Consider the following 25,921-nt stretch of genomic DNA (forward strand, 5'->3'; position numbering starts at 1 on the left):
GTAGATTAAAATATTCAAAATTTGATAATATGATTATAAAATTGAAAACAAACAAAAAAGCCTATTTCATACTTATACTTATTGGGGTGTTCAGCCTGAACGTTAGTAATACCTGGAGCCAGAATTCAAAAAATAATGAAGTATCTACTTTGCAAAATGCTTATCTAGGTCAAAAACCACCAGGTACAACCCCAGAACGTTTTGCTCCAGGAGTCGTTGCCAAATTGAATTGGGAGTATGGAGGAACTTTTACTCCCGATATGAAGGAGTTTTATTTTTTACGGGAAGTAGGAGAGAAAGAAGAGGATAAAAAAATGGAATTTGTGGTGTTTCAATATAAAAACAATCAATGGGAAGAGTCTGTAATATCTCCCAGAGTTGGGCAACCTTTTATTGCCCCAGATGGTAAGACCATGCATTTGGGAAGAAGATATAAAGAGCGTACCCAAACTGGTGAATGGTCTGAGATCAAAAAACTGGGGTCTCCTTTTGAAGAGATTAGAATCATGCGACTTACAGCATCCTCAAAAGGCACTTATGTTTTTGATGAGGTAGGAATGCCAGGTGGAAATGGGATTATTAGATATTCCCGATTAATTGATGGAAAACACGAAGCTCCAAAACCGTTTGGAAAACAGATTAACACCGGTAAAATGAATGCACATCCCTTTATCGCTCCAGATGAATCCTATATCCTTTGGGATGGCAGAAGGGAAAATGGTTTTGGTAATTCTGACATCTATATAAGTTTTAAACAACCCGATGGCTCATGGGGAGAAGCAATTAACTTGGGGGAAACTATCAATACTGAAGCTTGGGAAGCGGCAGCCAGTGTAACCCCAGATGGTAAATATTTGTTCTTTAACCGCAATGTGGGTAAAGTAAAGGAAACTGACAAATATGATAATATTGACATCTTCTGGGTAGATGCTCAGATTATCGAAAAACTAAGACCAAAACCATAGTATTTTTTGAATTGAAATAGTCTGTAGAGGTAATTTCTACCGTAATATCCAGAACAGTTTAATGTGTGTTCTGGATATTACATGATACACTTGATACCTAAGAAGTTTAATTTTTTCTTACTCTTTGACCTCTTACCGGTTCAGAGCGTTCTACAAATACATCATCTTCATAATAATTCAAAAATTGCGCAGGAAGCCCCAATCCTTCACGTAAAGGTTCTGAAGTTTGTTGCAAGTGATAATGTAAATGTGGCTCGGTAGAGGCTCCGCTATTTCCTACTTGCCCAATTTCTTGCCCTCTAGTCACCATATCACCTACAGCGACGATAACTGACCCTTTTTTTAAATGTGCAAGTATCGAAGTTTCTCCGTTTAGATGATCGATAATAACGTAATTCCCAACCTGAGTACGATTTACAGTACCAGGTTGATTGTCTTCAACAGCGTTTTCAATCCCTACTACCTTGCCATCTCCAGGGGCGTTCAAATGCTTTCCAAAACAAAAATAATCTTCATTTTTACTACCATCGCCAGAATAGCTTCTACGATTTTGTACAATCAACAGGTCATAAGCATACCGTTCACTACGTGACACAAAATGATGGGCTCCATCGCCATGCGTTCTTCCGGCATTGACCGCAAACCATTCTTCTTCAAAAGGCAATTCTAATGTTGTAAGAGTTTGATAGTTGAGATAAACATCTTCATCCAGAGCTCCTTCATCTCCAATTAGGGTATCAGCACAAGATATAGGTGATACGATTAGAACGATACATAAAGTATATGTAAGTAACTTCAAAAATTTCATAATGAACTAAAATTTAAAGTGAATACCAAGGTTAATTTGATGTTGCAGTTCTCGATAGGCATTAAAAACCTGAAGTCTATCATAATTAAAAGTATAGCCCGCTTTCAGATCAAAATGAGTAGAGACACTGTATTTATATTCGGTGGCCCATAAGGCGTTTTGATATCTGTTTAATGAATAGAAGTTTTCTTCGAATGTAGAAGTTCTCCAAAGGATAAATGGAATCACTACTTTGGATGAAATGGACTGTTTATCATTTATGTGATAGGCAAATCGTCCTGCAACGCCTAATTTTTGCTGAACATCATATTGCCGCCAGTCGAAATAAGAAGAGACATTGGTTTGCGTTTGTAGCCCCACATACACTTTAACCTTCTCGTTTTTGTAAACTTGTTTCAACGTACTTATATTCAACACTAGTTTAGCATATTGAGGGTTCGCCTCTGGAATGATATTCGTTTCTAACTCAGAATTTAAATAATCGAGTTGTACCTCAAACAGCTTTTCCTTTTTGGTAATACGGGTATATTTAAGTTGATAATTCAAAGCATTATATTCATAACGTTGAACTGGGGCAAAGGCCAGATTTTTTAGGTATCCAAGAGTATATCCCGTAGAGAATTCTAATATATTCTTTTGAGCGTTATTTTCTTCCTGACAGAAAGCGGTTGAGATAGAAAACGTAAAGATCAAAATCAAAAAGACGATTCTTTTATTCATAAATTAAATGTTGAATGCGTGTAGAGAAAGATCCTTGTACCTATACAGTTCTTTTACAGATCAAAACGCACTACTTTTAAAAGCAAAGCAATTGAAAAAGTGATATCAAAAAATAAGTATTTGATCATCGTCGTGTATTCGAGGATCAACGTTGAAATCCTCAATTCAACAAATAAATTTTGTCGTTCTTTGTTGAAAACAATACAATGAATGCTTCAAGAATAAGACTATACATCGGGCATATTGCATTCTGGTCACTCAACTATTGGTTTGTTATTTTTGGATCAGCATTCAACTGGAACGGTTTTAGCTATAGTGATGGTAGCTTAGCTTACGCATACGCCTATGGACTTTTCTTTAATGCGTTATTGTTTTATGCTCAAGCTTTTTTATTTCTCAGCATCTATAAACGTAACCAAAAAATAAGATTTTACCTGGTCAACCTTGTTATCATTGTTTTAGTTACGGTAATCGAAACGTATTTGGATTTTTGGGTTTATGATCTATATCACATTACCAGCGAAGTAATTTCAGGAAGTTTGATCACCAATTTTATTATACATATTTTATACAGCGCAGCTGGTTTTTACTACATCATAAAATTTGAATACAGAAAATCAGAAAAGGTCAAACAAAAATTGATCGAGGAAACCTACAAGTCAGAATTGAAATATCTAAAAGCACAGTTAAACCCTCATTTTTTATTTAACGGGATCAATAGTGTTTACCATCTGATAGGTAAAGATGATACTTTGGCAAAAGAAACCCTGCTTCAATTTTCGGGTTTATTGCGGTATCAACTGTACGAAAGTAATGCACATATTCCTCTAGAAAAAGAACTAGATTATATTCAGAAGTATATAAAAATAGAAGAGACCCGTAAAGGCGGCGACATTAACTTAACCTATGCTATTCAAATCGAAAATGCTGAACTAAAAATTGCACCGCTTTTATTAATCCCTTTTATTGAAAACGCTTTTAAACATTGTAGCAATCACATTGATAGCAATGCCAATACTATTGATATTCAAATTAAAGAGCAGGAAAAGCAACTTAGTATGAAGGTAATCAATAGTTATGATGATGTATCTATAACCAAAAATAGAGTAGGAGGTATAGGATTACAAAATGTGCAAAAACGATTATCTTTAGTATATCCGGATAAACACCAATTAAGTATTCAAAAAGAGAATGCTGAACATATGGTTAATCTTTCTATTCGATTATAACAAGTAAAATGAAACCTCTTAATTGCATAATTATAGATGATGAACCCATTGCCAGAGAAGGCATTGCCGAGTATTGTAATCAGATTGAATCGGCACATGTGATTGCACTATGCAAGAATGTTTTGCAAGCTAATCACTACCTAGAACAACATCAAATTGATGTAATATTTCTGGATATCAATATGCCTTTGGTTTCAGGTATGGATTGGTTAAAAGGGTTACAAAATTCTCCTTCGGTTATCATGACCACTGCATATGAAGAATATGCGCTGGAAAGTTTCTCTTATAATGTCTTGGACTATCTGGTAAAGCCCATTTCTTTCGAACGATTTTTACAGGCAGTGAACAAAGTATATCACTATCTCGGAGATACTTCTATGGATAATGTGCTTTTTATAAAAAGTGACAAACAGCTTAAAAAGATTTCCTTAGCAGACATTCTATTTGTAGAAGCTATGCAAAACTACATCAAAGTCATAACAACAAAAGAGACAGTAATCACTAATACATCTTTAAAAGCTTTTAAAGAACTACTTCCCGAAGAAGCCTTTATACAAACACATAAATCATTTATTGTATCCAAATATAAGGTAGACAAAATTGTAGATAACCAAATTCGTATTGGGATGTATTGTATTCCTATAAGTGTACGACTCAAAAAGGCGATTTTGGATCAATTTTAAGTTTAGTAATAATACCATCATAGCCAGCAGCATATATGGAATCATTGATGAGTTTTATATCTTGTAGAAAGTTTTTTGCGACAAATACTTCAGTTGTTTCATTAGTTTTATCATCAAATGAAATGATCTTATTACTCTCTCCGCAACTAATGATGCGATCATTGTAATAAACAATTGAGCGTATGATATCACTATGTACCTTTGTTTTTGTAACCTTTTTGGTTTCCAAAGATAATTCTATCAAAGTACCATCTTTTGCCCCGGCAAGAATAACATTTCTCTTTTCGGTATTGACACAAAATAAGGGTTGATCATGTGTATACAAGCATTCGGTTTTCTTGGAATACACATTAGTGATGCAAATATTCCCATTTTCGCAACAACTTATAGCATTATTTCCAACAATAGAAAGCCCCCAAACCCAATGATGGTGTACTTGTAGCGTTTCAACAATTTTCAAATTAACATCAAAAACATACATTTTTCCACTAGTTCCAACCGCTATAATTAATTCGTCTTTGAAGTTTGCTATATTCAGAATCATCTCGTCAAGATGAGTAACAGCCAATACTTCACCCGATAAGTGCCATTTTTTAACAGTAAAATCCCTAGAACAAGATATGAACTCATGCCTTTGGCAAAGTGATATCATCTTGATCACCGATTTTGAATGAATCTCAATAGTGTTTAAAAGCTCGAGATTAGTATTCCAGTGTTTTATTTTTGTATCTCTACCACCACTTAAGAGCTGGTTGTTATTCAGCTGTAGTAAATTCCAAATATACCCTTGATGATTAGTGCTAGCTTCATTACTTTGAACCATAACATCTGATCGCAAAATGTATTTGTTTCCCTTAGTAACTCTAGCTCCTGTATGCCATATTTGATGATCGAAAATCACTAATTTACCTTTTTTAGGAACAATAGTTTTTACTGGAAACTGTGCATTTTTTGATGTGTAAAACTCGGTTGCTCCAGCTTTAAAACAGCTATTATCATTAAGATACAACAGAAATGTAAACTTGGACTCATGATTTGAATTTGGATAGTACACCCCGTCCTGATGTCGTGAAAACAGTTGATCTTTTTGGTATCTGCAGAATCTGATTTTTTCATTAATACCAGTGATCTCTTCCTTTAGATCAGGAATCTGACGTTGTGTTAACTTTTCAAATAGATAATCAGATAACACGTTATTATTCTCTACCAAACGATCATTATTTCTGTAATAATTTGGATAGTGGCTTATAGCTTTTTCAAATTTCTGTATTCTTGAATTCAAGATGTTATCCACATCTATATCAGATAAAAAATCTTCAATCTCTATAATTGTTAAATCATTTATTTTGGTGGTTGTATGCATATAAAAGATCTATACGTTCCTTAAACAAAGGTCATAGAACTAAAACAGATATGCATTGATGTATGGTAAGATCTACTTATTAACGACAGTTTTTCTGATTCTACTCAGAGATTCTGGTGTAACTCCCAAGTACGAAGCAATATAGTGATGTGGAATTCTATTGAGTAAATCGGGGTATAACTTTATAAAAGTTTCATAACGATTTGAAGCATTTTGATGTTGCAAAGATTCTATTCGTTCTATAGCTAGGAGATAATTGAACTCTGCCATTAGTCGTCCAAAAGAATTGAAGGCTTCGCTTTGAGTATACAGCCATTTCCAATAGGAATATTTGACAGAGATCAACCTACCAGGTACAATACATTCTATAATTTCTTTACTAGGATGTCCTTTGAGTAAGCTAGCAAATGAAGCTACTAACAAATTTCGTGAATCGTAATTAAAATAACTTGTGATCTCTTTACCGTCTTTTATTTGGTATACGCGATAAACACCAGAAATAACAAATTTTAAGGATGTACATATTTGTTCTTGTTTCAGGATAAGATCACCTTTGTTATACTTTTCAACAGATAGTTCAGACTGTAAAAGATTGATATCTGTTTCCGATAGTGGTACCCAATTGCTAATAAAAGCTATTAATTTTTGATATTCTTCTGGTTGCTTCATAAACACCATAAAGCTACAAAGTTTATATCAATTTTATAACAGTTGCGAATTATTCACAATCCCAAATTTTTCACAAAGCTAGAAGAGATCATTACATTATTCCTATATTTAAAACCATAAACAATACCGAGACACACCATCATATTGTTTCAAACACTTTGGCTTACAAATTAGGAGGATATTCCACAAAAATGAAATTGAAACTTTTACTTTTCATGAGTGCATTGATTCACTTCAGACAGCAGAGCAATTCTAAGGATCTTCAGATACGCTTTCAATATTTGTTCACAAGTCCACTACCTAAAAAAATCATTATTTTCTAATCCATTGTATTGACATGAATTTCAACCTAAATTCACAATTACTGTTTTTATCATTTTTTATCTCAACAATAACCGCGTTATCACAAGATTTTGAAGCCTTGCAATATCGCACTGTAGGCCCTGCTCGTGGGGGTCGTGTAACCACAGTAACTGGAGTAGCCATGCAACCGGGTACATTCTACTTAGGAGCTTCTGGTGGGGGAGTTTGGAAATCTGAAGATTATGGAACGACCTGGAACAATGTCTCTGATGGATTCTTTGATACACCATCAATAGGGGCCATACAAGTCGCCGAAAACGACCCAAACATTGTATATGTGGGAACAGGTTCTGACGGATTACGAAGTAATGTCATAAGTGGAAAAGGAGTCTACAAATCTATTGATGCTGGTAAAACCTGGGAACATATCGGACTTAAAAATGTAGGACAGATTGGCGCTGTAGAAATTGATCCAACCAATAGCAACGTGGTTTGGGTAGCTGCTATAGGAAATGCGTTCAAAAGCAATCCAGAACGAGGTGTCTTTAAAACTACCGATGGAGGAAAAAACTGGAAAAAGGTATTGTCAATTTCAGATAAGGAGGGCTTTTCGGATATTGAATTGCTACCGGGAAACCCCAATATTATTTATGCAGCCGCATGGAAAGCTGAGCGTAAGCCCTGGACCATTATATCAGGTGGATCTGCAGATGAAGGGGGTATATACAAATCCATTAACGGAGGAAAAGATTGGACAAAACTGAAAAACGGATTGCCAAAGGGCACCATAGGTAAGATCGATCTCGCCGTTTCTGCTGCCAATTCTAGTATTCTTTATGCCATTATCGAAGCTCCCGAAGGTGGGCAAGGATTGTATAAATCTGTTAATCAAGGGAAATCGTTTGAGCATGTTTCTGATGATAAACGCTTAGTGAATCGACCATTTTATTACACCAATGTAGAGTTGGATCCTACAAATCCAGAGATCGTGTATTCTAACGCCAACCCATTGATCAAATCAGAAGATGGCGGTAAAACCTGGAAGGAAATGAAAGTACCTCATGGAGACAATCACGACATTTGGTTAAACCCCAATAACCCAAAACTCTTGATCCAAGCCAATGATGGTGGGGCTAATGTTAGTTTTAATGGAGGTAAAAGCTGGTCTACTCAATTCAACCAGCCTACGGCAGAACTTTATCAGGTAGAAGTAGATGACCAATATCCCTATTGGTTGTATGCGGGTCAACAAGACAATTATACTACCATAGCCATACCAAGTTTTCCACCAAGTGCTGTGCAAAGCGTTGGGTCTGCATGGGTGATCAATACAGGAGGTTGCGAAACTGGACCGGCCGTTCCAAAACCCGGCAACCACAATATTGTATATGCCAATTGCAAAGGACGATTCGGTGTTTTCAACAAGCTTACTGGTGTAGAGAAAAGTCAATATGTAGGAGCAAGCAACATCTATGGGCATAACCCCAAGGATTTAAAATATCGTTTTCAGAGAGTGGCACCAATACATGTTTCACCACATAATCCAGATGTCGTTTATCACGGATCTCAATTCTTGCATAAAACGGATTCTGATGGATATTCCTGGGAAACCATTTCTCCAGATTTAACAGCTTTTGAACAGGATAAACAAGTAATTTCAGGAAGTCCGATAACCCGGGATATTACAGGAGAAGAATATTACAGTACTTTATATTCGATAAGAGAGTCGACTCTACAAGAAGGCTTGATTTGGACCGGATCTAATGATGGAGTGGTTTCCATCACCAAAGATGGAGGTAAAACATGGAAAAATGTAACTCCAAAAAACCTACCAAGAGGGGGCAGGGTAGAATCTATTGCACCCTCATATCATGATGTAGCCACAGCTTATATTGCTGTAGATAGGCATTTATTGGGAGATTCTCGACCTTATCTTTATAAAACTACCGATTATGGTGCTAATTGGACCTTATTAAGTACAGCTTCCAACGGAATTCCAAGTGATTATACCACTCGTGTCTTGCGGGAAGACCCCGTACAACAAGGATTATTGTATGCAGGTACAGAATTTGGGATGTTTGTTTCATTCAATGATGGAACTACCTGGCAATCGTTTCAACAAAATCTACCGGTTACTCCAATCACCGATATAAAAATATTTAGAGGAGATTTGGTATTAAGTACCATGGGACGTGGATTTTGGATTTTGGATAATATTACCACTTTACGAGATAAAGCCATACAAAATCTAGCGGCGTCGCCCCATCTTTTTAAACCGGATACAACAATACGCTATCGTTATCCAAAAATTCGTGCCGGCAACAGCTTTCCCAAATATCCAAGAACTACAGTCTATATGGATTACTATTTACCTGAGGCTACCAAAGGTTTGAAGCTAGAAATCTTTAATAATAAAAATGAACCACTTATTACCATGTTAAGCGATAGTACCCAATTAAAATCTTCAGTTAAAGAAGTGGAAGATATGAATTTGAGTACCACCTTTCGATACGTTAATAAAAAACTAAAGGCCAAGAAGGGCCTAAATCGTTTTGAATGGGACCTGCATAAAATAGGACCCTGGCACAAAGACCCAAAAAAACGCTACAAAAACGGACCAATGGTGCTCCCAGGAAACTATACGGTTAAACTTACTGTTGGTGATAAAAGTATGGAGCAAGATTTTGTAGTGTTGGTAGATCCTCGTGTAAAAGCCGATGGAATAACCGAAGAGATACTTCAAAAACAACACGAAATGCAAGAAAAAGTGATCGCGTTGCTCACCCAGGCTCGTCTGCTACAAGATCGCTTAGAAAAAGAAGTCAAAAAGCTAGAAACCAGAGATCAAAAGACAAATAGGGATCAATTGGAAAGCTTAAAGAAAGCTTTACAACAGCTTAAGAATGAAAAAGGAGCCTATCCGCAACAAATGTTAGTATCACAAATATCCTATATCTACAACATGGTTAATGGCGCTGATCAAATTATAGGGAAAGATGTGGTAGAACGTTATCAAGAATTGATGACAGATTTTACGGCTATTAAAAATAAGCTTTAGCTCTAAAGATTATAGTTGTTTCTCATATAGTTCCAAGTATAGGGTAGTGTAAGCTGTTTATCACATCAATACGTAAAAAGTGTTATACAATCTGCATTTTGTGTAAATTTAATACCTAACACAATAATTACTTTTGTGCTTATTATGTAAGTCAAGGTATGGAAAACAAAATAGTACATATTAACTCTATCAGTGAGCTTCACCAAGCTTTTGGTTTTGAAAAGCCAAAACACCCGTTAATTACTCTAATAGACACTGAAAAACTGGATGTTCCAGCTTCTCAAATCGGAACTAAAGTTGTTTCGGATCTATATATGATCGCCCTCAAAGACAAAGATTGTGGTGTAGAGTATGGAAGAAATCATTTTGATTATTCTGAGGGGGTTATGGTGTTCTCTGGACCTAAACAAGTAAGCACTGTTGAGAAAGAGATGAAACCAGGAGAAGTCAAAGGATGGATGCTTTATTTTCACCCAGATTTGATAAGAAATACGCACATAAGCGAAATTATTAATGAGTATTCCTTTTTTAATTATGGGGTTTATGAAGCCCTACATCTCTCTGATGATGAAGAAAAATTAATCAACGAAACGGTTAAGAATATTCAAAACGAGTTTTCACAACGTATAGACAATCATACCCAGCGTGTGATTAATTCGAACCTTGAATTATTGCTAAATCTATCACTACGGTTTTATGAGCGTCAATTCAATACAAGAACAGCACAAAATAAAGATGTGTTCTCTACTTTTGAACGTGTTTTAAAAGAGTATTTTTCCTCAGAAAAACAATTAGAACTTAGTTTACCTTCTGTAGATTACTTTGCAGACAAGGTGAATCTTTCTTCACATTATTTTAGTGATGTCCTAAAAAAGGAAACAGGACGTTCTGCAAAAGATCATATCAACGATTATATCGTCGAATTGGCTAAAAATCAATTAGCAGGAACTAACAAATCTGTTAGTCAAATAGCTTATCATTTAGGTTTTAATTACCCCCACTATTTTACCAGATTGTTTAAAAACAAAACTGGTTTTACCCCTTCTGAATATAAGCACCTGAACTAAAGAAAATGATGATTAGCATAAAGAGCGATTCAAAATAGAATCGCTTTTTTTATATCTAATTTCAAAATCAGTAAAAAGTGTTTTTCATTCGGAAATAAGTGTTAATAATCACGATATGAGTGAGGTAAATTTGTAATGAAATCAAATTAGATCAACAAAAAACAAACACCAAAGGGCAGGAAATGTTCAATCAATCAGATCCTCAGGAGTAAATAAAGCAACTTTTAAAGGAAAGATTTTTAATAAAATAATTATGGCAAATAAAAATGTAATATGGTGTGATCCCGACACACTATCCAAAGATTTGTGTAGCAAAACGTATATTGTTACTGGGGCAAATTCTGGAGTAGGATTTGAGACTACTCAACAGTTAGTAAAACAAGGAGCTCATGTGGTGATGGCTTGTAGAAGGCCAGAAGCGGCACAAGAAGCACGAAATAATTTTAAAAACTTAAAAGGAAGCAGCGAAGTCATTGTATGTGATCTGGCAGATCTACAATCGGTTAGAGATTTTGTCACCACTTTTACATCCAGACATCATCAATTACATGGTTTAATGTGTAATGCAGGTATGGTCAACATGCAAAACACCCCCAAATACACCAAACATGGATTCGAATATACATGGTCTGCCAGTTATTTCGGTCATTTTTTGATGACAGAATTGTTGTTGGATACGTTAAAAGCTACGCCCAACTCACGAATGGCCATAGTTTCGTCTGTTGTGCATGCAGGAAGCGCCAAAAACCGTCTGAAAGTACATTTAGAAGATCTACACCATAAAAAACGAAAGTATAACAACTTCGAGGCTTATGGCGAAGCCAAAGTAGCAGTTATTTTATATGCCAAAGAATTGTCAGAACGCCTGCAAAACACAAGTGTAACTACCTATTCCATACATCCTGGCTGGGCACGTTCTAACTTTGGAAGTGGCGGAGGAGTGTTGATGAGTTCCTTATTCGCTGTATTAAAGCCTATTTTCAAAACATTGAACTTCAGCGATAGTAATTGGGAATCTGCTCAGGCATCACTGCACTGCCTATTGTCTGATGATGCATTGAAACATTCTGGAGCCTACTTCAGTCAACACAGTGTTTTATATCGTGATAAAGCATGCAGAAAAGGAGGATTCCCTATGGAATCTCCAAACCCCAATGCTAATGATATGGATACTGCTAGAACATTGGTGAACATAAGTAGAGAATTAGTAGGATTAAATTAAACAAACAATAACAATTTAAAACAACATCAAAATGAGTAAAACAATATTAATTACAGGAGCGAGTTCAGGAATCGGAAAAGCCACAGCCATTAAGTTTCAGAAGGAAGGATGGAATGTAGTAGCTACGATGCGAACCCCAGAAAAAGAGGAAGAACTTATACAATTGGAGAATGTTTTGGTAACAAAACTAGATGTTCAGGACAAGGCAACGATCAAGGCTGCCGTAGCCGAAGGTATTCAAAAATTTGGAAGTATAGATGTAGTATTGAACAATGCAGGTTATGGATTGATGGGAACTTTCGAATCGGCAAGTGATGAGGCGATTAGACGACAATTTGATGTCAATGTATTTGGTCTATTTGATGTCACCAAGGCCGTTTTACCACATTTTAGAGCTAATAAAAAAGGAACATTTATCAATATCTCTTCTATTGGGGGACAGATGACCTTTCCGATCATGCCATTATATCATTCTACTAAATTCGCTGTAGAAGGTTTTAGCGAATCTCTACATTACGAATTGGCTCATTTAGGAATCAATGTTAAGATTGTAGAACCTGGTGGAGTTGCAACAGATTTTGGAGGCAGATCGTTAGATTTTCAACATGATGAAGCATTAACAGACTATAATGAGTTTGTAACTAATATGAATGCTGCATTTGCTAATGCTTTTGATCCTGAAATGATGAGCACACCCGAGTTAATTGCAGATGTAATTTTTAATGCTGCTTCAGATAATACTAATACCCTAAGGTATAGAGCAGGAAAGGATGCAGAACAGTTGTTAACGGCAAGAAAGACCATGAATGATACCGAATTTATTGGTATGATGAAACAAAATTTGGGGATCTAACTCAATGAATTTTAGCAAAGTAAAGCATGTTTAGTCATGCTTTACTTTATTTTTATTATTTTTTATTAGCTTAGGAATATGGATTTTATACAACAATTACAACTATGGGAAAAAGGCGAATTGCTTCAAGGTAAGATCATGATAGGCATTGGTATTCTTTTACTTATTGGTTGTATTGCTATTTTACGTAGTCAACATTTATTACTTCGTGGTTCTTTAGTGCCTTTGGGGCTATTATTAATGGTGCTTATAGGTTATGGTGGATATATCCTTTACAGTCGTCCGGCTCATGTCAAACAGAGTATTGCGCTCTACGAAAACTCAAAAGATGAAGCGATCTTAAAGGAGGTACAAAAACATACTAACGATAACAAAGCTGGAAAAACATTAATGAAATATGTATATCCCGCTCTTATATTATTTGCAGCGGTGGCATTGTTGTTTATTTCAAGTGTATATTATAAAGGAATGGCCGTTGGGTTTATTCTTTTGTTTGCTGCCACATATATCATCGATTACGGCTTTGTATCTCGGTCTGAAAAGGTATTGGAACTAATTACTGCTTGAAATGGGATAGGAGAGAAGCAAAATCAATTGTTTTCATGACTTCGCCAAATCCTCCAGCTTTTCCGAAACAATAACTTTGTACATGGCGCTCACGGGAACTTTGGTGTCTTCGATCAATAAATGGGTACGGGTGGCTTTGGTTACCCGTTCCAAATTGGCTATATAAGATTTATGGGTACGCTGAAAATTCTCAGATAATAAGGTAGTGATATTGATTAAGGTTTCTGAAATCAGGTACATTCTGGTATCCGTAAAGATCTTCAAGTAATTTCCAAAACTTTGGATGTACAAAATAGAAGCAAAGGGAATATTTACAGGCATCCCATCGTGTTTGATCTGTAACTCTTCTTTTGCACTATGTTGTTTCGGAGCAGAAATGGTTGACACTGTAACCTTGTTAATGGCTTTCAAAAAACGTTCGATCTTTATGGGTTTTAATAAATAATCTACCACACCATAATTGTAACTTTCAAGCGCATACTCAGAATAGGCTGTTGTTAAGATCACCTTAGGCGGACGTACCATGGCATTCAAAATTTCCATTCCGTTCAACTCTGGCATTTCAATATCCAAAAAAATAAGATCAACTTCATTATGCTGGGCAAAGTTGATAAACTCCAAGGGATTACCGGTACTGAGTACAATTTCAAAATTGTCAATTTTAGAACAATACTCTTCCAACACTTTGCGCGCTAGTATTTCGTCATCTATGATACCTATTTTCATCATAAAGCAGTTTTTGGTTGGGGAGCTTTTAAATCGATAGCTAAATTTACACGATATTTTTTTTCTTCATCCTCAATATCTAATGTATGATCAGGATACAATAGCTGTAAACGCCGTTTTACATTCTCGAGCCCGGTTCCTTCTCTTTTGGATGTTGTAACCGTAGTAGGTTTTGAATTGACCACACAAAAATTGAGTGTATTACCCTTGATCGTAGTAGTAATATCAATAGTACTCTGGTCGTTTGTGCTTTGGGCACCATGTTTGACTGCGTTTTCTGCAAAAGGAATCAATAACATGGGGGCTATGGTAAAGTCCGACACTTGCCCCTCGATGACAAACTCTATCTTACAACGGGTACTCAATCGCTTTTCTTCCAGTAACAAGTAGTTTTCTATAAATTCTAGTTCTTCTTTTAGTAAAACAGTGTCCTTTTTAGCACTCTCTAACTGATATCGCATCAATTCCGATAGTTGCATCACCACATCAGGAGTTTCTGGGGATTGCTGACGAGATAGTGCATAAATACTGTTTAAGGAATTAAACAAAAAATGGGGATTGACCTGCTGTTTTAAATAATTGAGTTCGATCTCTTTTTGTAGTTTTTCCTTTTCGCTTTTTTCTTTTTGAATGATGATACTTCTTCTCAAAAAGAAAGCCGCCATACCCGTTCCCGTAGTATAAATCAAAAAGAAAAACATCTTGTTAACGGTATGCCAGCTGTATGCATGTCCTCGAATATACGCACCTACAAATATGATCCCAATTACTAGAATAACGTATAACACATAACGCCGCTTATCTAATAAAAAAGGGATAAAAATAAAATGGTTGATCCAGATAATCACCATGATATACAAAGTATAGTTAAACCCATGCATATAAAAAGAATAGGCGGTTTCAAAATTATCACGGGATGCCCAGATACTTAATATTTCAAGGATACCAACCAGCAAAAAGGCGCCTGCATTAAGGAGTATGGTATTCTTTATGGACCTGTTGAACATATGTGTTTTTATTAAAAGGGTATAAAGATACTATCTATACGCAGCAGTTGCTATAATTTCTTACAAAAGCCAGTTATCAATGATGAATTGTTTTTATCATTTAATTGTTCTGTTTGTCCTGTTAATCAATGTTGACGCATATAATGCTGTACATTTATTCAGATTCATGACATAAAAAAGAAAATTATGAAGACAATACAGTTGTTACTATGGATAAGCCTCATTTCCCTTAATACCATCTTGGCACAGGGAAATATTAAAAACGATACTGAACCCGCAGTTACTTTAGGCAAGAAAGCATCATTTCAATCAACCGTTTTAAACAAAACTATCCCACTATCAATCCATTTACCTGCAAACTATGGTAGTTCCAATAAAACCTATCCCGTGCTGTATATGTTGGGTTCAGACTACCGAGCACGGTTTGCTATGTTAGCTTCTACACTAGACTACATGGGTGAGGGACAAATTCCTGAGATGATACTCATTGGAGTAGATTTACCCGAAGGAAATAGTATTTTGCTCCCAACCAGAGAACATCAAGACACCAAAATTCCAGATAATTATATTCGCTTTTTTGAGACGGAACTCATACCCCATGTCACTGCTACATATCGGACCGTGCAATACAACGTTCTTTTTGGCGCTTCTAACAGCGGGTTCTTCAGTGTTTACACGCTACTCAACAAACCACATCTTTTTAATGCCTACTTTGCAAGCAGTCCATCTCTTATGCACATACCAATAGTGCTTCAACAAAAAATTAAAACTGGCCCGTTAAAAACGCTTTCGGAAAACAGATTTCTACACATCATTTACAGCGATGATGATCGTGAAGATACCACAACGGCTATTGCTGAATTCTCTAGTGTTTTAAAAGAAGACAAACCTGAAAATTTCACCTATAAAGTAGATAAATTGATAAATCAAGGTCATGTACCAGCCATAGATTTCACCATGTATCTTCTTGCGTTATACCCCGACTTTAACCCCTATGAAAATTTGGCTACTTTGGATAAATTGACGCAACATTTTGATCAATTATCAACTCGATACGGGTACAAAATACATCCGCCAATATCTATAATAATGAATCTAGGGATCGATGCAATACGAAGTAAGAAGGTAACGGTTGCAGAAAAAATCTTCCAATATGCTTTACAAGTGTATCCGGAAGGAAAAGAATCTTACATAGGTATGGGGGTAGTACGTAGAGATCAAGGGGAAATTGAAAAGGCTAAGACTTTATTCAAAAAGGCCCTAACGATAGATCCTGATTATTCATTGGCTAAACGTTTGTTAGAACGACTCAAAAATTAAAATCTGGATGTACTCATCAAAGATCTACGGGTGAACACCTTAGATCCGAAGAATATCTACAGAAGCATCAAACTCCTTAAGGACTGAACATAAATGAAATCAAAAGAAGAATTTTTAAAAAGGTATTAGTAATGAAAAAAAGTGTCACAATCTTCCTCCTCCTCATTCTTTTTCAATCATGTGTGCAAGAATCGAATACGGATACTTCCTTTGATATGATCAAAAAGGTAGAAACTGGTCTTACAACTCGGGTACATATAGAAGGAGATTCTACATGGACTATAGAAGAACGTATGAAACACTATGGTATTCCGGGTGTGAGCATCGCGGTCATACATAATGGTGAAATTGCATGGGCAAAAGGGTATGGTATTGTGAATAAAGAAAGTCAAGTCCCTGTAACCACACAAACACTTTTCCAGGCAGCAGCAACGAGTATGCCGGTAACAGCCTATGGAGCATTACGCCTTGTAGAACAAAAGAAACTAGATCTGGATGAAAACATTAATAACTATTTAAAATCCTGGAAAGTCCCAGAAAATGAATTTACTCAAGAAAAGAAAGTCACCATAAAAAATCTTTTGAATCATTCGGCCGGAATACATCCTCGAGGGACAGGATCATATCATATAAATGACAAAATCCCAACACTTGTAGAAATCTTAAACGGAACTTCCCCAGCCAAAAACGAGCCTCTTACCATAAATAAAGAACCTGACGAAAGTGTTCGTTTTGCATATGCTAGTTATGTACCTATTCAACAAATGATGTTGGATGTTGAGGGGAAAACGTTTCCAGAGATCATGCATGAACTCGTGTTACAACCCTTAGAAATGAACAATAGCACATTTAATCAATCTCTTACCACAGAGCAATTAACGAAGGCAGCAACTGGTTATTTACAAGATGGTTCTATGGTAAAAGATGGAAGAAAGATGCATCCATCAATGGCTTCAGACGGATTATGGACGACTGCTGAGGACTATGCTAAATTTATAACCAACGTACAGCAAACCCTAAATGGAAAGCCTACTAAAGGATTATCAAAAAATCTGACAACATTAATGGGAACACCCTATGGAGTGAGTAATCCTGGTTGGTCATTTACATTGGGGTTAGGGTTTCAGCTCATCAATAGAAACGAAGAGATCTACTTAAGGCATCACGGATGGAACACAGGTTTTTATGCCGAGATTATGGCACATAGAGACAAAGGTTATGGTGTGGTGGTGTTCACGAATTCTACGTTCCCCGAATTTAATGCTGAAGTAATTCGGGCTGTAGCCCTGGCTTATGATTGGGACAAATTCATTCCAGTACATAAAAAAATAGAAGTTGAACAGTCCTTAGTAGATCAAATTACAGGAAGATATATCAACAATGGTAGGATTGTTCAGGTTTTTCAAAAGGATAATCAACTATTCTATAAAAATATCCTTGACGTAGAGGCTGAAGAACTAGTCAGAATCTCAGATAGCAGTTTTGTGAGAAGAAACTCTAGTCGATGGATACAATTCAAACCAAATCCTGAAAATAAATCCCTGAATTTACAGTATTTAAATAGAAACGACGGAACAATAGCTTTAGCTTTTGATAAAGTAGATACGAATAAAAAAGAACCCATAGAATTCCTTCTTGAAGGCAACTTCGACAGCGCACTTAATGCCTATAAGGCCTTAAAAGAACAAGACTCAACCTATCTTACGGTTACCGAAGACTATTTAAATGATCTAGGCTACGATTTTTTTCATGACGATAGGATGAAATTATCACAAGATGTTTTCAAAGTAAATATGATGCTCTATCCAAATAGTTTTAGAGTGTATGATAGTTACGCAGAAGCCTGTGCGAAAATAGGTGAAACTGATCTGGCTATTTTAAATTATACCAAATCATTGGAACTGAATCCTGAAAACAACGGTACCCGACATAAACTTGAGGAGTTACAAAAAGGTAAATGAAACTAACTTTCATTTCTTCCAGTACCTACACCACGGTCAAACATTGATAAACCATTACAAACATGAAAAACAAAATAGGATTACTACTCATACTACTATCTATAGTAATAAATAACAGTTTTGCCCAACAAAAAGATCATGCCCCAGAGGCCACAGCAGCACAGATCGAAGGTTCGTTTCGCGATATTCCTTACCTGGAAAATGCCTTTATCGATGCTACACCCAAGGCAATAAAAGACAAAATCCCTGTGGGAAAACTAGGTGTTGATGGCGGTAATAAAAAGATGATCCTAACCCTTACCAAAGAGATTGCCGATAGTCTACATGGTAGATACGACAGTTTTCTTATTACTCACAAAGGAAAACTGATCTTTGAATCCTATTACAACCGCGGTCGTATCAACCTACCACATCCACAAGCCTCGGCCACCAAAGGTTATACTAGTTTGGCACTGGGTCGAGCGATCCAGTTAGGATATCTTACCATGGAAGACCTACATAAACCTTTGATCAGTTTTTTAAAAGATGTAGATGCTACCAAATTAGTGATGGGCGCAGAAAAAATCACCTTGCATAAGGCCTTGACCATGCGTTCCGGTATACGTTTAACCGACGAGCAACGAGAGATGTTTGATAAAAACCCAAACATGATCAAAGGACCGCAGCAAGTACAAACCTGGTTAAGCCATAGTACCCCAATTACTTCTGCTACCCAAACTTTTAAATACAGTAGGGATGCTACTTTGGTAATGCAAGTGATCGATGCCATAGTGCCAGGATCTGCCAAAGACTTTATCCAAAAGGAATTACTAAACAAAATGGGCATTACTAATTATGTTTGGCCTATTGCAGATAATGGGCTACCCCAATCCGGAAGTCGAGCCAGGATCACTGCTCGGGATATGGTAAAAATTGGAACTCTTGCCAAAAACAAAGGAAAATGGAATGGTGAACAGTTGATCCCAGAAGCGTATATCAAAAAAGCCACAAGTAGAATTTTGTATACCGGTGATGAAGAAGTACATTACGGTGGTAAAGATGTATCCCAACAAGGCTATGGGTATTTTTGGTGGAGTGCCAACCTACAATGTGGGGATAAAAGTTATTTTGCTAGATCAGCACAAGGAGGATATGGCCAGTTTGTCGTATTGATCGACGAATTAGATTTGATGGTAGTACATACCGCTCATGATAACGATACCAACTATATGCAAATCATCGCAGAACGTGTATTACCTGCATTTATAAACTAATACAGTAAAACAATGAAAAAACCGTATTTCACTATATGCTTCCTTATTGGAATTCTACTTTTATTGGCATGCAACACAAACAAAAAGCAACAAAGTAATGATGTTAGTCATGAAATAACAAGAAACCGTTATTTTGGACAAGATCCTCCCGAATTAATACCTGAAATTTTTGCCCCGGGAATTGTTTCCTTAGAAGGAAGATATGAGCACGGTATTTCATTTTCTCCAGATTTCAAAGAAGTATATTTCAGTGCTAATTATGAGGACGGGGAACCCAGTATCTATTATGCTAAACTCGAAGACCAGAAGTGGACCACCCCACAAAAAGCAAACTTTACTAAGGGTAATAAAGTAGGAGAGATGCATCCTATGGTAAGCCCCAACGGTAAAATGATTCATTTTGCTGCTCATGATTCTTTTTCTTTACCACATCATAAAGAGTCTGTAAAAACTTGGTATGTACAACGTTTTAAAAATTCTTGGAGCGAAGCAAAACAATTGGATTCCCCCGTAAATGATGATTTTGTGTTTTATGCCAACGAAGCGAAAAATGGCGACCTTTTTTATACCAATGTATCCAAACGTAAAATGTATGTTGCAACAAAGAAAGGGGACGCATATCCTGAAATACGAGAAGTAGGAATCGGAGGTTTTCATGGTTTTGTTGCACCATCTCAAAATTACATAGTGACGAATGCTAGAAATAGAGAAGATACACTACGAAAAAGCGATATATACGTCTATTTTAAACAGAAAAATGGGGAATGGTCAAAAGCTGTAAATCTTGGAAGCGAAGTGAATTCTAACTTTTCAGAAACCTGTCCAAGCATCACTCCAGATGGTAAATATCTGTTTTTTGGCAGGTATAATGAAGAAGGAGGCTTATCCAATTTTTATTGGGTGAGTACAGAAGTTATTGATAATGTAAGACCCAGATAACAGCACTAAAAAGTTATCAAAACAAAGTCGATATAGGCTGAGAACCCGAGAATTCTCTATTTTTCTTTTCAATTAGTACCCTCTTCTTCATTTATCTCTGATAATTTGGCTAAAACATTGTTGGAATATTTTAATTAGTAAGATTTATTTGATTATGTGTAGAGCTTGTATAGGAAAATACCAACAAAATTGGTTTTTAAACGCTAATTTTCAATAGATTATGGAAAACCTCAATTAAAGACCTATTAACTTTTGTAAATTTAAATTTCATAAAACAGTTTAGAACTGTAAAAATTAAGATTGTACTTCCCATCTCTAATGTTTCCTTAATCCTTTATCCTAAAATGCTATTATTTGCCTCATTCTTATGATATTCCTGACCATGCTGTGCTCTAAATAAGGGTTTAACTAATAAAGAGTACCATGAATATTGATGTTACAGCAGTAGGCAATTTGAATATTTCGAAATTGAATTCGGAAAATGTTATTATAGAATTACCGATAACTTTCACAAAAATCAATTCTGGACCAAGAGGAATCAATAATGTGATCATACAAAAAATTGTTTTAGATGGAAAAGAAATTCTTTCCGTATCAAACGTATCTATACATTCATACATTATTAACCAGACAGAAAACACCATTTGTGGAGAGATGATTTCGGTTCCTGTTTTACTCCAAAGTTCAAATGATGAAAATCAAAATATTCTAGTATTAAAGTTTGAAGTAACCAATGAAGGGAATCATTTTAAAGTAAAAAAAACAAATGAAAATTCTTGTTTTATACAGTTTTTTGCAAGTTTTTATTTCATTCATTCAAGACGCTTGGACCTGATTATTGAAGGAGAATCGAAATATACAGATCAAATAGGACAAGTTGTTATTAATAAAGTTAAAAGAAAAGAAAAAGCCACTTTAACGAACGTAAATCTTACAGTGCTCATTATCTTAATTCTTGGATTAAGCATATGGAATTATTATTTAAATAGAAATATCTACTTACAGGACAAACTGTTTTATGAGCATGAGATTATAACAGGCGTAATAGCCACATTAGTTACATTTCTAGGTTTATCTATAAAAAAACTAAAATCAACATTAGCTGTTTTGACTGATTTTAAAGCCTTTTTTAAGTATCCTGAAATACATCTTAGCCTTTCTCAATTTGACGGATTCTCATCTAAATCATGGTTTTTTATTCTAATTATTATCACTCTAGGATCGACTTATCTAGTATATGAATACCGGTCTATTCCAATATTAATTGACGGTAGTGTTGAAGTATTTGATATAGATGAGAAAGAAACTTTAGATTTAGATAATTATACACGTATTTATACCAAAACCGTAGAAAGTAAAAAGAAGAAGAACAAAAGTAGGTATATCTTAAAGTTGAAGAATCTGACTAATAAAGAATCATTTAAATGGATTGAAATAGGCCATATCGATACTACAAGTAAAAAGTTCACATATTACAAATATGATGTAACTTATACACGATACAATCAAATTAATCGGTTGAGTGATCTTTCTGCAATAGAACTAATAGACAAACCGGAGATAAATGGAAAAATGATACCTTTTGAAAAGATTTTTCTGGAAAAGCCTCTAAAAATCAATGGGCTATTTGTTGATTATAACTTAGAGAATAATCCAAAACAAATAGAAATTTCTGATAGACGGGAAATTAATCAAGAAGAAGTTGATTCTGTAATTCAAAAATTCAATAGTCAATTCATAAAGAAGAAACCAATAGATTCTATCAATAAAAACAGAAGAACTTTGGTAGTCACTTTGAAAAACAATTTTAACAATGCATTTGGTGATAACGGAATAATTAAAAGAGAATTATTATTAGAAAAAACATTCCAATTAATATCCGAAACCAACAAGGGACGAAATATAACAAAAAGAACAATTGAAAGGTATATATATTTAAATGCATTATGGCAATCTTCTGAAGATCGGGTAGCAGGAGATGATAAACAACAATTATGTTCTCAGGATTTAGAAAAAATCTGTAGTTCAATTAGTGAAACATTATCAATAGACACTAGTTGGAAACGAGATAGGTCAATTATGGAATTTATATTAGAAGCCCAAAAGCAAATAGGTGGTGAAACCAAATCTATTGTGGAGTTTTTAGACAAAAATGTCCTTTGCAACAAACAATGTGGTAGAACTGTAAATTTACTGGATTTTATAGTAATCTCTGTTGCCACAGGTATGGAAAATTCAAAAGATCTTAAAGATTATGTTAAAAGTAAGCTTCCTTCAGTAATGCGGCTTTACATTCAAAATGACACTTATTCAGATTATTATCAAATTATTGAATCAAGAGAAAAAAATGGGTACCGAAAAACTGATTACATTGGAGATGACCCTTCAGTTCTACGACTAGTTAAATCTTTTCTAAAAAATGTTTCATAATTAATTATAGAATATTCTTATCGCTGCAACTCGATTAATTTGACCCTTTCTTACCCAAAAGCAAAAAATCCTGTGAACCTCGATTGCTTAAGAACAAGTCCTGGATGCCATCGCCGTTTACATCCACAAAGTCAATATCAAATCCTCTGCCTTTAATAGAGGCAGGCATAAAGGTACCTGTATCATCAGAAAATGATCCTTTACCATTATTGATATATACACTGAAAGGGCTATCTCCATCAAATCGAGCGCCGCTGGTGTTCCCCGTCATGATATCGACATCCCCATCACGATCGATATCCAAAAAAGCGACTCCAAAACATCGGTGTTCATCTTTGGGTAGATGCGTAGTGGTAATGTCTGAGAAAAATCCTTTCCCGTCATTCAATAACAATCGATTCTGTCGCAGTGCATTGGGTACAAAGGCTTGCACATTTCCGTATAAAATATCCAGATCTCCGTCTCCATCGATATCTGCAGTAACTACCTCTCTGGTTTCTTCGGGTTCCGAGCGGTAGGGGAGTCGATCTGCGGATTGATCCTCAAAAAAGCCTTTTCCGTCATTCACCAATATGCGATTGGCATCTTCGTTTGCCACAAGTATATCCTGATCCCCATCCATATCAATATCGCATAGCGTAAGATCCTGGGTTACATCTGTAAATGCACCAAAACGTTCCAAGGTTTCATCTTTAAAATTCCCTTTTCCATCATTAATCAATACATTGTTTTGGCCGTTGTTACCAATGAGTATATCTGGAGCCCCGTCATTATTCACATCGTAAACTACCACAGAATTAGAAGTTCCAGTTACAGGAATTCGATCTCCACCATCGGTAAAGGTCCCATCTCCATTATTGAGATACAGTTCGTTGGTTTTATCATCCTCACTCACCACAATGATATCCGGATCTCCATCTCCATCAAAATCGGCAATACCAATATCCTCGCTATCATGAGCAACTTGAGGAATACGTTTACTTTCATTGGTGAACTTTCCTTTCCCATCATTAATGAGTAAGATATTGGGTTTATGCTCATTGGCGATCAAAATATCAGGGGCTCCATCTCCATCAAAATCGGCAATTCCTGCATCCATAGAAAGGGCTTGCAGATCCTGATATGGCAAGTGGGTTAGGGTAGCATCAGTATACAAAACGGCAGCTTTTTGTTCTTGACTATGCCCATGGAGCATAATCCCAAACATTAGCAAGAATATAGGACTCTTTTTCATCGATTTGTGTGGTTTTTTGCTAATGTAAGTTATTTTGCAACATGGGAATCGGCATGCGCTTTACATTAACATGACATTAGCAAATCAGCGATAACAACGAATAACTTTTTTAGCTATTTTTATGTCCTTTAATCACATAAATGACTACTCAACCGAAGTTACCACGCTCTTTTTTTAAACGTATTCCTCATGCCATAACCATGCTGTTTGGTATTATCATCTTTGTTGCTCTTTTGACGTATGTACTTCCTGCCGGAATGTATGAACGCATACAGGTCAATGGCAGAAGTGCTGTGGTTCCTAATTCTTATAAGGTGATCACGTCTACACCTATAGGGGTATTGGATATGTTTAAAGCGATTCCTTTGGGATTTAAAGCAGCTTCTGAGATCATTTTTATCGTACTAGCTGGAGGGATTATGTTTGGCTTTATGGATAGAACAAAAGCAGTAGAAAATGGAGTAGGGACCTTGGTTAGGAAATTGGGGCAAAAGAACAAAGTACTGATCATCATCATCATGACATTTATCTATGGTATGCTAGGAGTGGCTATAGGCTATGAAAATAATATCGCTATGGTACCCATTGCAGCTGTGCTAAGTCTGGCACTAGGAGGGGATTTAATTTTGGCAGCAGGTATTTCCGTAGGAGCGATGACCATAGGTTTTGGTTTATCTCCTATCAATGCGTATACCGTTGGAACCGGACATAAACTCGCAGAACTCCCTATGTTCTCTGGAGCTTTATTGCGAAGCGTACTCTGCTTTGCAGCCTTAAGTTTTATGGCTTTCTATAATGTGCGATATTTTAAAAGGATTACCGCAAATCCAGACAAAAGCCTAGGAAAAAATCTTGACCTTAGCGAATTATCTTTATCGAAGCCTATTAGTGATTATCGGTTAAGCAGCAACAACATCATGGTGATTGCCATTTTCACGATTGGACTTTTAGTCATTCTATACGGAGTCTTTAATTTCAATTGGTACATCAACGAGCTATCGGCCGTTTTTCTAATGATTGCACTTCTTTGCGGATTGGTATCCAAGATGGGAGCCACGCAGATGAGTGAAACTGTATTAAAATCAGTAAGTATTGCCGCTCCAGGTGCTTTTATGGTAGGTTTTGCCACCTCGATAAAGGTATTGATGGAAATGGGGAATATTGGAGATACGATTTCTTATGAACTTTCCAGTATTTTGCAAGGTTTACCACTACACGTAGCCGCTATTTGTATGACCATTTCGCAATCGGTGATTAACTTTTTTATCCCTTCGGGAAGTGGGCAGGCATTGGCTACCTTACCCGTAATGCTACCTTTGGGAGAATCCCTTGGTCTTACCAAACAAGTGACTATTTTGGCTTTTCAGATGGGGGATGGGTTATCTAACTTAATTAACCCTACCTTAGGTGGATTAATTGCCATGCTGAGCATGTGTCGCGTACCCATTGATCGATGGATTCGTTTTATATTTCCGGTATTACTCAGTTTAATAGGTATTGCCTTTTTAACCTTAATTATAGCAGTAGCAACAAATTATAGCTAA

General features: G+C 35.9%; 21 protein-coding genes. 14 read left to right on the forward strand and 7 right to left on the reverse strand.

Features of this window, described 5'->3' with window-relative positions; genetic code table 11:
* Positions 1–29 precede the first annotated feature (29 nt).
* Entirely contained in the window at positions 30–965 is a 936-nt protein-coding gene (locus ACXAGJ_RS02255) for a TolB-like translocation protein (protein WP_474836734.1), read from the forward strand.
* A 106-nt stretch (positions 966–1,071) separates the two neighbouring features.
* On the opposite strand, the gene ACXAGJ_RS02260 is transcribed toward ACXAGJ_RS02255, so the two are convergent.
* Together ACXAGJ_RS02260 and ACXAGJ_RS02265 are read right to left on the reverse strand one after the other, a co-directional pair.
* Complete coding sequence (locus ACXAGJ_RS02260; RefSeq protein ID WP_474836736.1) at positions 1,072–1,773, reverse strand: M23 family metallopeptidase; 702 nt, start codon at positions 1,771–1,773, stop codon at positions 1,072–1,074.
* 6 nt (positions 1,774–1,779) lie between these two features.
* Positions 1,780–2,493: a hypothetical protein gene (locus ACXAGJ_RS02265; RefSeq protein ID WP_474836738.1), complete on the reverse strand. Its 714-nt coding sequence runs from the start codon at positions 2,491–2,493 to the stop codon at positions 1,780–1,782.
* Positions 2,494–2,699: 206 nt separating this feature from the next.
* On the opposite strand from ACXAGJ_RS02265, the gene ACXAGJ_RS02270 reads away from it, so the two are divergent.
* Both ACXAGJ_RS02270 and ACXAGJ_RS02275 read left to right on the forward strand, forming a co-directional pair.
* Positions 2,700–3,722, forward strand: coding sequence for a sensor histidine kinase (locus ACXAGJ_RS02270; protein ID WP_474836740.1), 1,023 nt, complete (start codon positions 2,700–2,702; stop codon positions 3,720–3,722).
* Between the two features lie 8 nt (positions 3,723–3,730).
* Positions 3,731–4,405: a LytR/AlgR family response regulator transcription factor gene (locus ACXAGJ_RS02275; RefSeq protein WP_474836742.1), complete on the forward strand. Its 675-nt coding sequence runs from the start codon at positions 3,731–3,733 to the stop codon at positions 4,403–4,405.
* Here the strand turns inward: ACXAGJ_RS02275 and ACXAGJ_RS02280 are convergent.
* Positions 4,377–5,768: a 2OG-Fe(II) oxygenase gene (locus ACXAGJ_RS02280; protein ID WP_474836744.1), complete on the reverse strand. Its 1,392-nt coding sequence runs from the start codon at positions 5,766–5,768 to the stop codon at positions 4,377–4,379. The genes ACXAGJ_RS02275 and ACXAGJ_RS02280 overlap by 29 nt on opposite strands.
* A 72-nt stretch (positions 5,769–5,840) precedes the next feature.
* A complete protein-coding gene (locus tag ACXAGJ_RS02285; protein WP_474836746.1) occupies positions 5,841–6,437 on the reverse strand; it encodes a Crp/Fnr family transcriptional regulator in 597 nt (198 codons plus the stop codon).
* Positions 6,438–6,774: 337 nt separating this feature from the next.
* Here ACXAGJ_RS02285 and ACXAGJ_RS02290 point away from each other — a divergent pair, with 337 nt between their 5' ends.
* From ACXAGJ_RS02290 to ACXAGJ_RS02310, 5 genes are all read left to right on the forward strand, one after another.
* Positions 6,775–9,798 (forward strand): WD40/YVTN/BNR-like repeat-containing protein, encoded by a 3,024-nt coding sequence (locus ACXAGJ_RS02290; RefSeq protein ID WP_474836748.1) that lies wholly within the window; start codon positions 6,775–6,777, stop codon positions 9,796–9,798.
* A 158-nt stretch (positions 9,799–9,956) separates the two neighbouring features.
* Positions 9,957–10,865 carry a helix-turn-helix domain-containing protein gene (locus ACXAGJ_RS02295; RefSeq protein WP_474836750.1) on the forward strand — a complete coding sequence of 303 codons (909 nt, stop codon included), beginning with the start codon at positions 9,957–9,959 and terminating at the stop codon, positions 10,863–10,865.
* Between the two features lie 253 nt (positions 10,866–11,118).
* Positions 11,119–12,087 carry an SDR family NAD(P)-dependent oxidoreductase gene (locus ACXAGJ_RS02300; protein ID WP_474836752.1) on the forward strand — a complete coding sequence of 323 codons (969 nt, stop codon included), beginning with the start codon at positions 11,119–11,121 and terminating at the stop codon, positions 12,085–12,087.
* 31 nt (positions 12,088–12,118) lie between these two features.
* On the forward strand, positions 12,119–12,940 hold the full coding sequence (locus ACXAGJ_RS02305) for an SDR family oxidoreductase (RefSeq protein WP_474836754.1): 822 nt from the start codon (positions 12,119–12,121) through the stop codon (positions 12,938–12,940).
* A 78-nt stretch (positions 12,941–13,018) separates the two neighbouring features.
* Positions 13,019–13,507, forward strand: a complete 489-nt coding sequence (locus tag ACXAGJ_RS02310; protein ID WP_474836756.1) for a hypothetical protein — start codon at positions 13,019–13,021, stop codon at positions 13,505–13,507.
* Between the two features lie 33 nt (positions 13,508–13,540).
* On the opposite strand, the gene ACXAGJ_RS02315 is transcribed toward ACXAGJ_RS02310, so the two are convergent.
* Together ACXAGJ_RS02315 and ACXAGJ_RS02320 are read right to left on the reverse strand one after the other, a co-directional pair.
* Complete coding sequence (locus ACXAGJ_RS02315) at positions 13,541–14,236, reverse strand: LytR/AlgR family response regulator transcription factor (RefSeq protein WP_474836758.1); 696 nt, start codon at positions 14,234–14,236, stop codon at positions 13,541–13,543.
* The gene (locus ACXAGJ_RS02320; RefSeq protein ID WP_474836760.1) at positions 14,233–15,240 is read right to left on the reverse strand and encodes a sensor histidine kinase; all 1,008 of its coding nucleotides are present in this window, start codon (positions 15,238–15,240) and stop codon (positions 14,233–14,235) included. The genes ACXAGJ_RS02315 and ACXAGJ_RS02320 overlap by 4 nt, the downstream gene beginning before the upstream one ends.
* Before the next feature lie 186 nt (positions 15,241–15,426).
* On the opposite strand from ACXAGJ_RS02320, the gene ACXAGJ_RS02325 reads away from it, so the two are divergent.
* The 5 genes from ACXAGJ_RS02325 to ACXAGJ_RS02345 all read left to right on the forward strand — a co-directional run bounded on the left by ACXAGJ_RS02325 (position 15,427) and on the right by ACXAGJ_RS02345 (position 23,143).
* Positions 15,427–16,560, forward strand: coding sequence for an alpha/beta hydrolase-fold protein (locus ACXAGJ_RS02325; RefSeq protein ID WP_474836762.1), 1,134 nt, complete (start codon positions 15,427–15,429; stop codon positions 16,558–16,560).
* A gap of 131 nt (positions 16,561–16,691) precedes the next feature.
* Positions 16,692–18,521 carry a serine hydrolase gene (locus ACXAGJ_RS02330; RefSeq protein WP_474836764.1) on the forward strand — a complete coding sequence of 610 codons (1,830 nt, stop codon included), beginning with the start codon at positions 16,692–16,694 and terminating at the stop codon, positions 18,519–18,521.
* 62 nt (positions 18,522–18,583) lie between these two features.
* On the forward strand, positions 18,584–19,774 hold the full coding sequence (locus ACXAGJ_RS02335; RefSeq protein ID WP_474836766.1) for a serine hydrolase domain-containing protein: 1,191 nt from the start codon (positions 18,584–18,586) through the stop codon (positions 19,772–19,774).
* Between the two features lie 12 nt (positions 19,775–19,786).
* Positions 19,787–20,713, forward strand: a complete 927-nt coding sequence (locus ACXAGJ_RS02340) for a hypothetical protein (protein WP_474836768.1) — start codon at positions 19,787–19,789, stop codon at positions 20,711–20,713.
* Positions 20,714–21,136: 423 nt separating this feature from the next.
* Positions 21,137–23,143, forward strand: coding sequence for a hypothetical protein (locus ACXAGJ_RS02345; RefSeq protein WP_474836770.1), 2,007 nt, complete (start codon positions 21,137–21,139; stop codon positions 23,141–23,143).
* Between the two features lie 34 nt (positions 23,144–23,177).
* Here the strand turns inward: ACXAGJ_RS02345 and ACXAGJ_RS02350 are convergent, their stop codons facing one another.
* A complete protein-coding gene (locus ACXAGJ_RS02350; RefSeq protein WP_474836772.1) occupies positions 23,178–24,377 on the reverse strand; it encodes an FG-GAP repeat domain-containing protein in 1,200 nt (399 codons plus the stop codon).
* Between the two features lie 140 nt (positions 24,378–24,517).
* Between ACXAGJ_RS02350 and ACXAGJ_RS02355 the strand changes: the two genes are divergently transcribed.
* Positions 24,518–25,921 carry a YfcC family protein gene (locus ACXAGJ_RS02355; RefSeq protein WP_474836774.1) on the forward strand — a complete coding sequence of 468 codons (1,404 nt, stop codon included), beginning with the start codon at positions 24,518–24,520 and terminating at the stop codon, positions 25,919–25,921.

The sequence above is a fragment of the Aquimarina sp. AWH4_224 genome, assembly GCF_056160245.1.

Coding starts and splice junctions, on each gene's coding strand:
- ACXAGJ_RS02320 (WP_474836760.1), bottom strand. CDS start 15,240: ATGTTCAACAGGTCCATAAAGAATACCATACTCCTTAATGCAGGCGCC.
- ACXAGJ_RS02350 (WP_474836772.1), bottom strand. CDS start 24,377: ATGAAAAAGAGTCCTATATTCTTGCTAATGTTTGGGATTATGCTCCAT.
- ACXAGJ_RS02355 (WP_474836774.1), top strand. CDS start 24,518: ATGACTACTCAACCGAAGTTACCACGCTCTTTTTTTAAACGTATTCCT.
- ACXAGJ_RS02285 (WP_474836746.1), bottom strand. CDS start 6,437: ATGAAGCAACCAGAAGAATATCAAAAATTAATAGCTTTTATTAGCAAT.
- ACXAGJ_RS02310 (WP_474836756.1), top strand. CDS start 13,019: ATGGATTTTATACAACAATTACAACTATGGGAAAAAGGCGAATTGCTT.
- ACXAGJ_RS02335 (WP_474836766.1), top strand. CDS start 18,584: ATGAAAAACAAAATAGGATTACTACTCATACTACTATCTATAGTAATA.
- ACXAGJ_RS02255 (WP_474836734.1), top strand. CDS start 30: ATGATTATAAAATTGAAAACAAACAAAAAAGCCTATTTCATACTTATA.
- ACXAGJ_RS02345 (WP_474836770.1), top strand. CDS start 21,137: ATGAATATTGATGTTACAGCAGTAGGCAATTTGAATATTTCGAAATTG.
- ACXAGJ_RS02280 (WP_474836744.1), bottom strand. CDS start 5,768: ATGCATACAACCACCAAAATAAATGATTTAACAATTATAGAGATTGAA.
- ACXAGJ_RS02330 (WP_474836764.1), top strand. CDS start 16,692: ATGAAAAAAAGTGTCACAATCTTCCTCCTCCTCATTCTTTTTCAATCA.
- ACXAGJ_RS02325 (WP_474836762.1), top strand. CDS start 15,427: ATGAAGACAATACAGTTGTTACTATGGATAAGCCTCATTTCCCTTAAT.
- ACXAGJ_RS02295 (WP_474836750.1), top strand. CDS start 9,957: ATGGAAAACAAAATAGTACATATTAACTCTATCAGTGAGCTTCACCAA.
- ACXAGJ_RS02275 (WP_474836742.1), top strand. CDS start 3,731: ATGAAACCTCTTAATTGCATAATTATAGATGATGAACCCATTGCCAGA.
- ACXAGJ_RS02270 (WP_474836740.1), top strand. CDS start 2,700: ATGAATGCTTCAAGAATAAGACTATACATCGGGCATATTGCATTCTGG.
- ACXAGJ_RS02340 (WP_474836768.1), top strand. CDS start 19,787: ATGAAAAAACCGTATTTCACTATATGCTTCCTTATTGGAATTCTACTT.
- ACXAGJ_RS02315 (WP_474836758.1), bottom strand. CDS start 14,236: ATGATGAAAATAGGTATCATAGATGACGAAATACTAGCGCGCAAAGTG.
- ACXAGJ_RS02260 (WP_474836736.1), bottom strand. CDS start 1,773: ATGAAATTTTTGAAGTTACTTACATATACTTTATGTATCGTTCTAATC.
- ACXAGJ_RS02290 (WP_474836748.1), top strand. CDS start 6,775: ATGAATTTCAACCTAAATTCACAATTACTGTTTTTATCATTTTTTATC.
- ACXAGJ_RS02265 (WP_474836738.1), bottom strand. CDS start 2,493: ATGAATAAAAGAATCGTCTTTTTGATTTTGATCTTTACGTTTTCTATC.
- ACXAGJ_RS02300 (WP_474836752.1), top strand. CDS start 11,119: ATGGCAAATAAAAATGTAATATGGTGTGATCCCGACACACTATCCAAA.
- ACXAGJ_RS02305 (WP_474836754.1), top strand. CDS start 12,119: ATGAGTAAAACAATATTAATTACAGGAGCGAGTTCAGGAATCGGAAAA.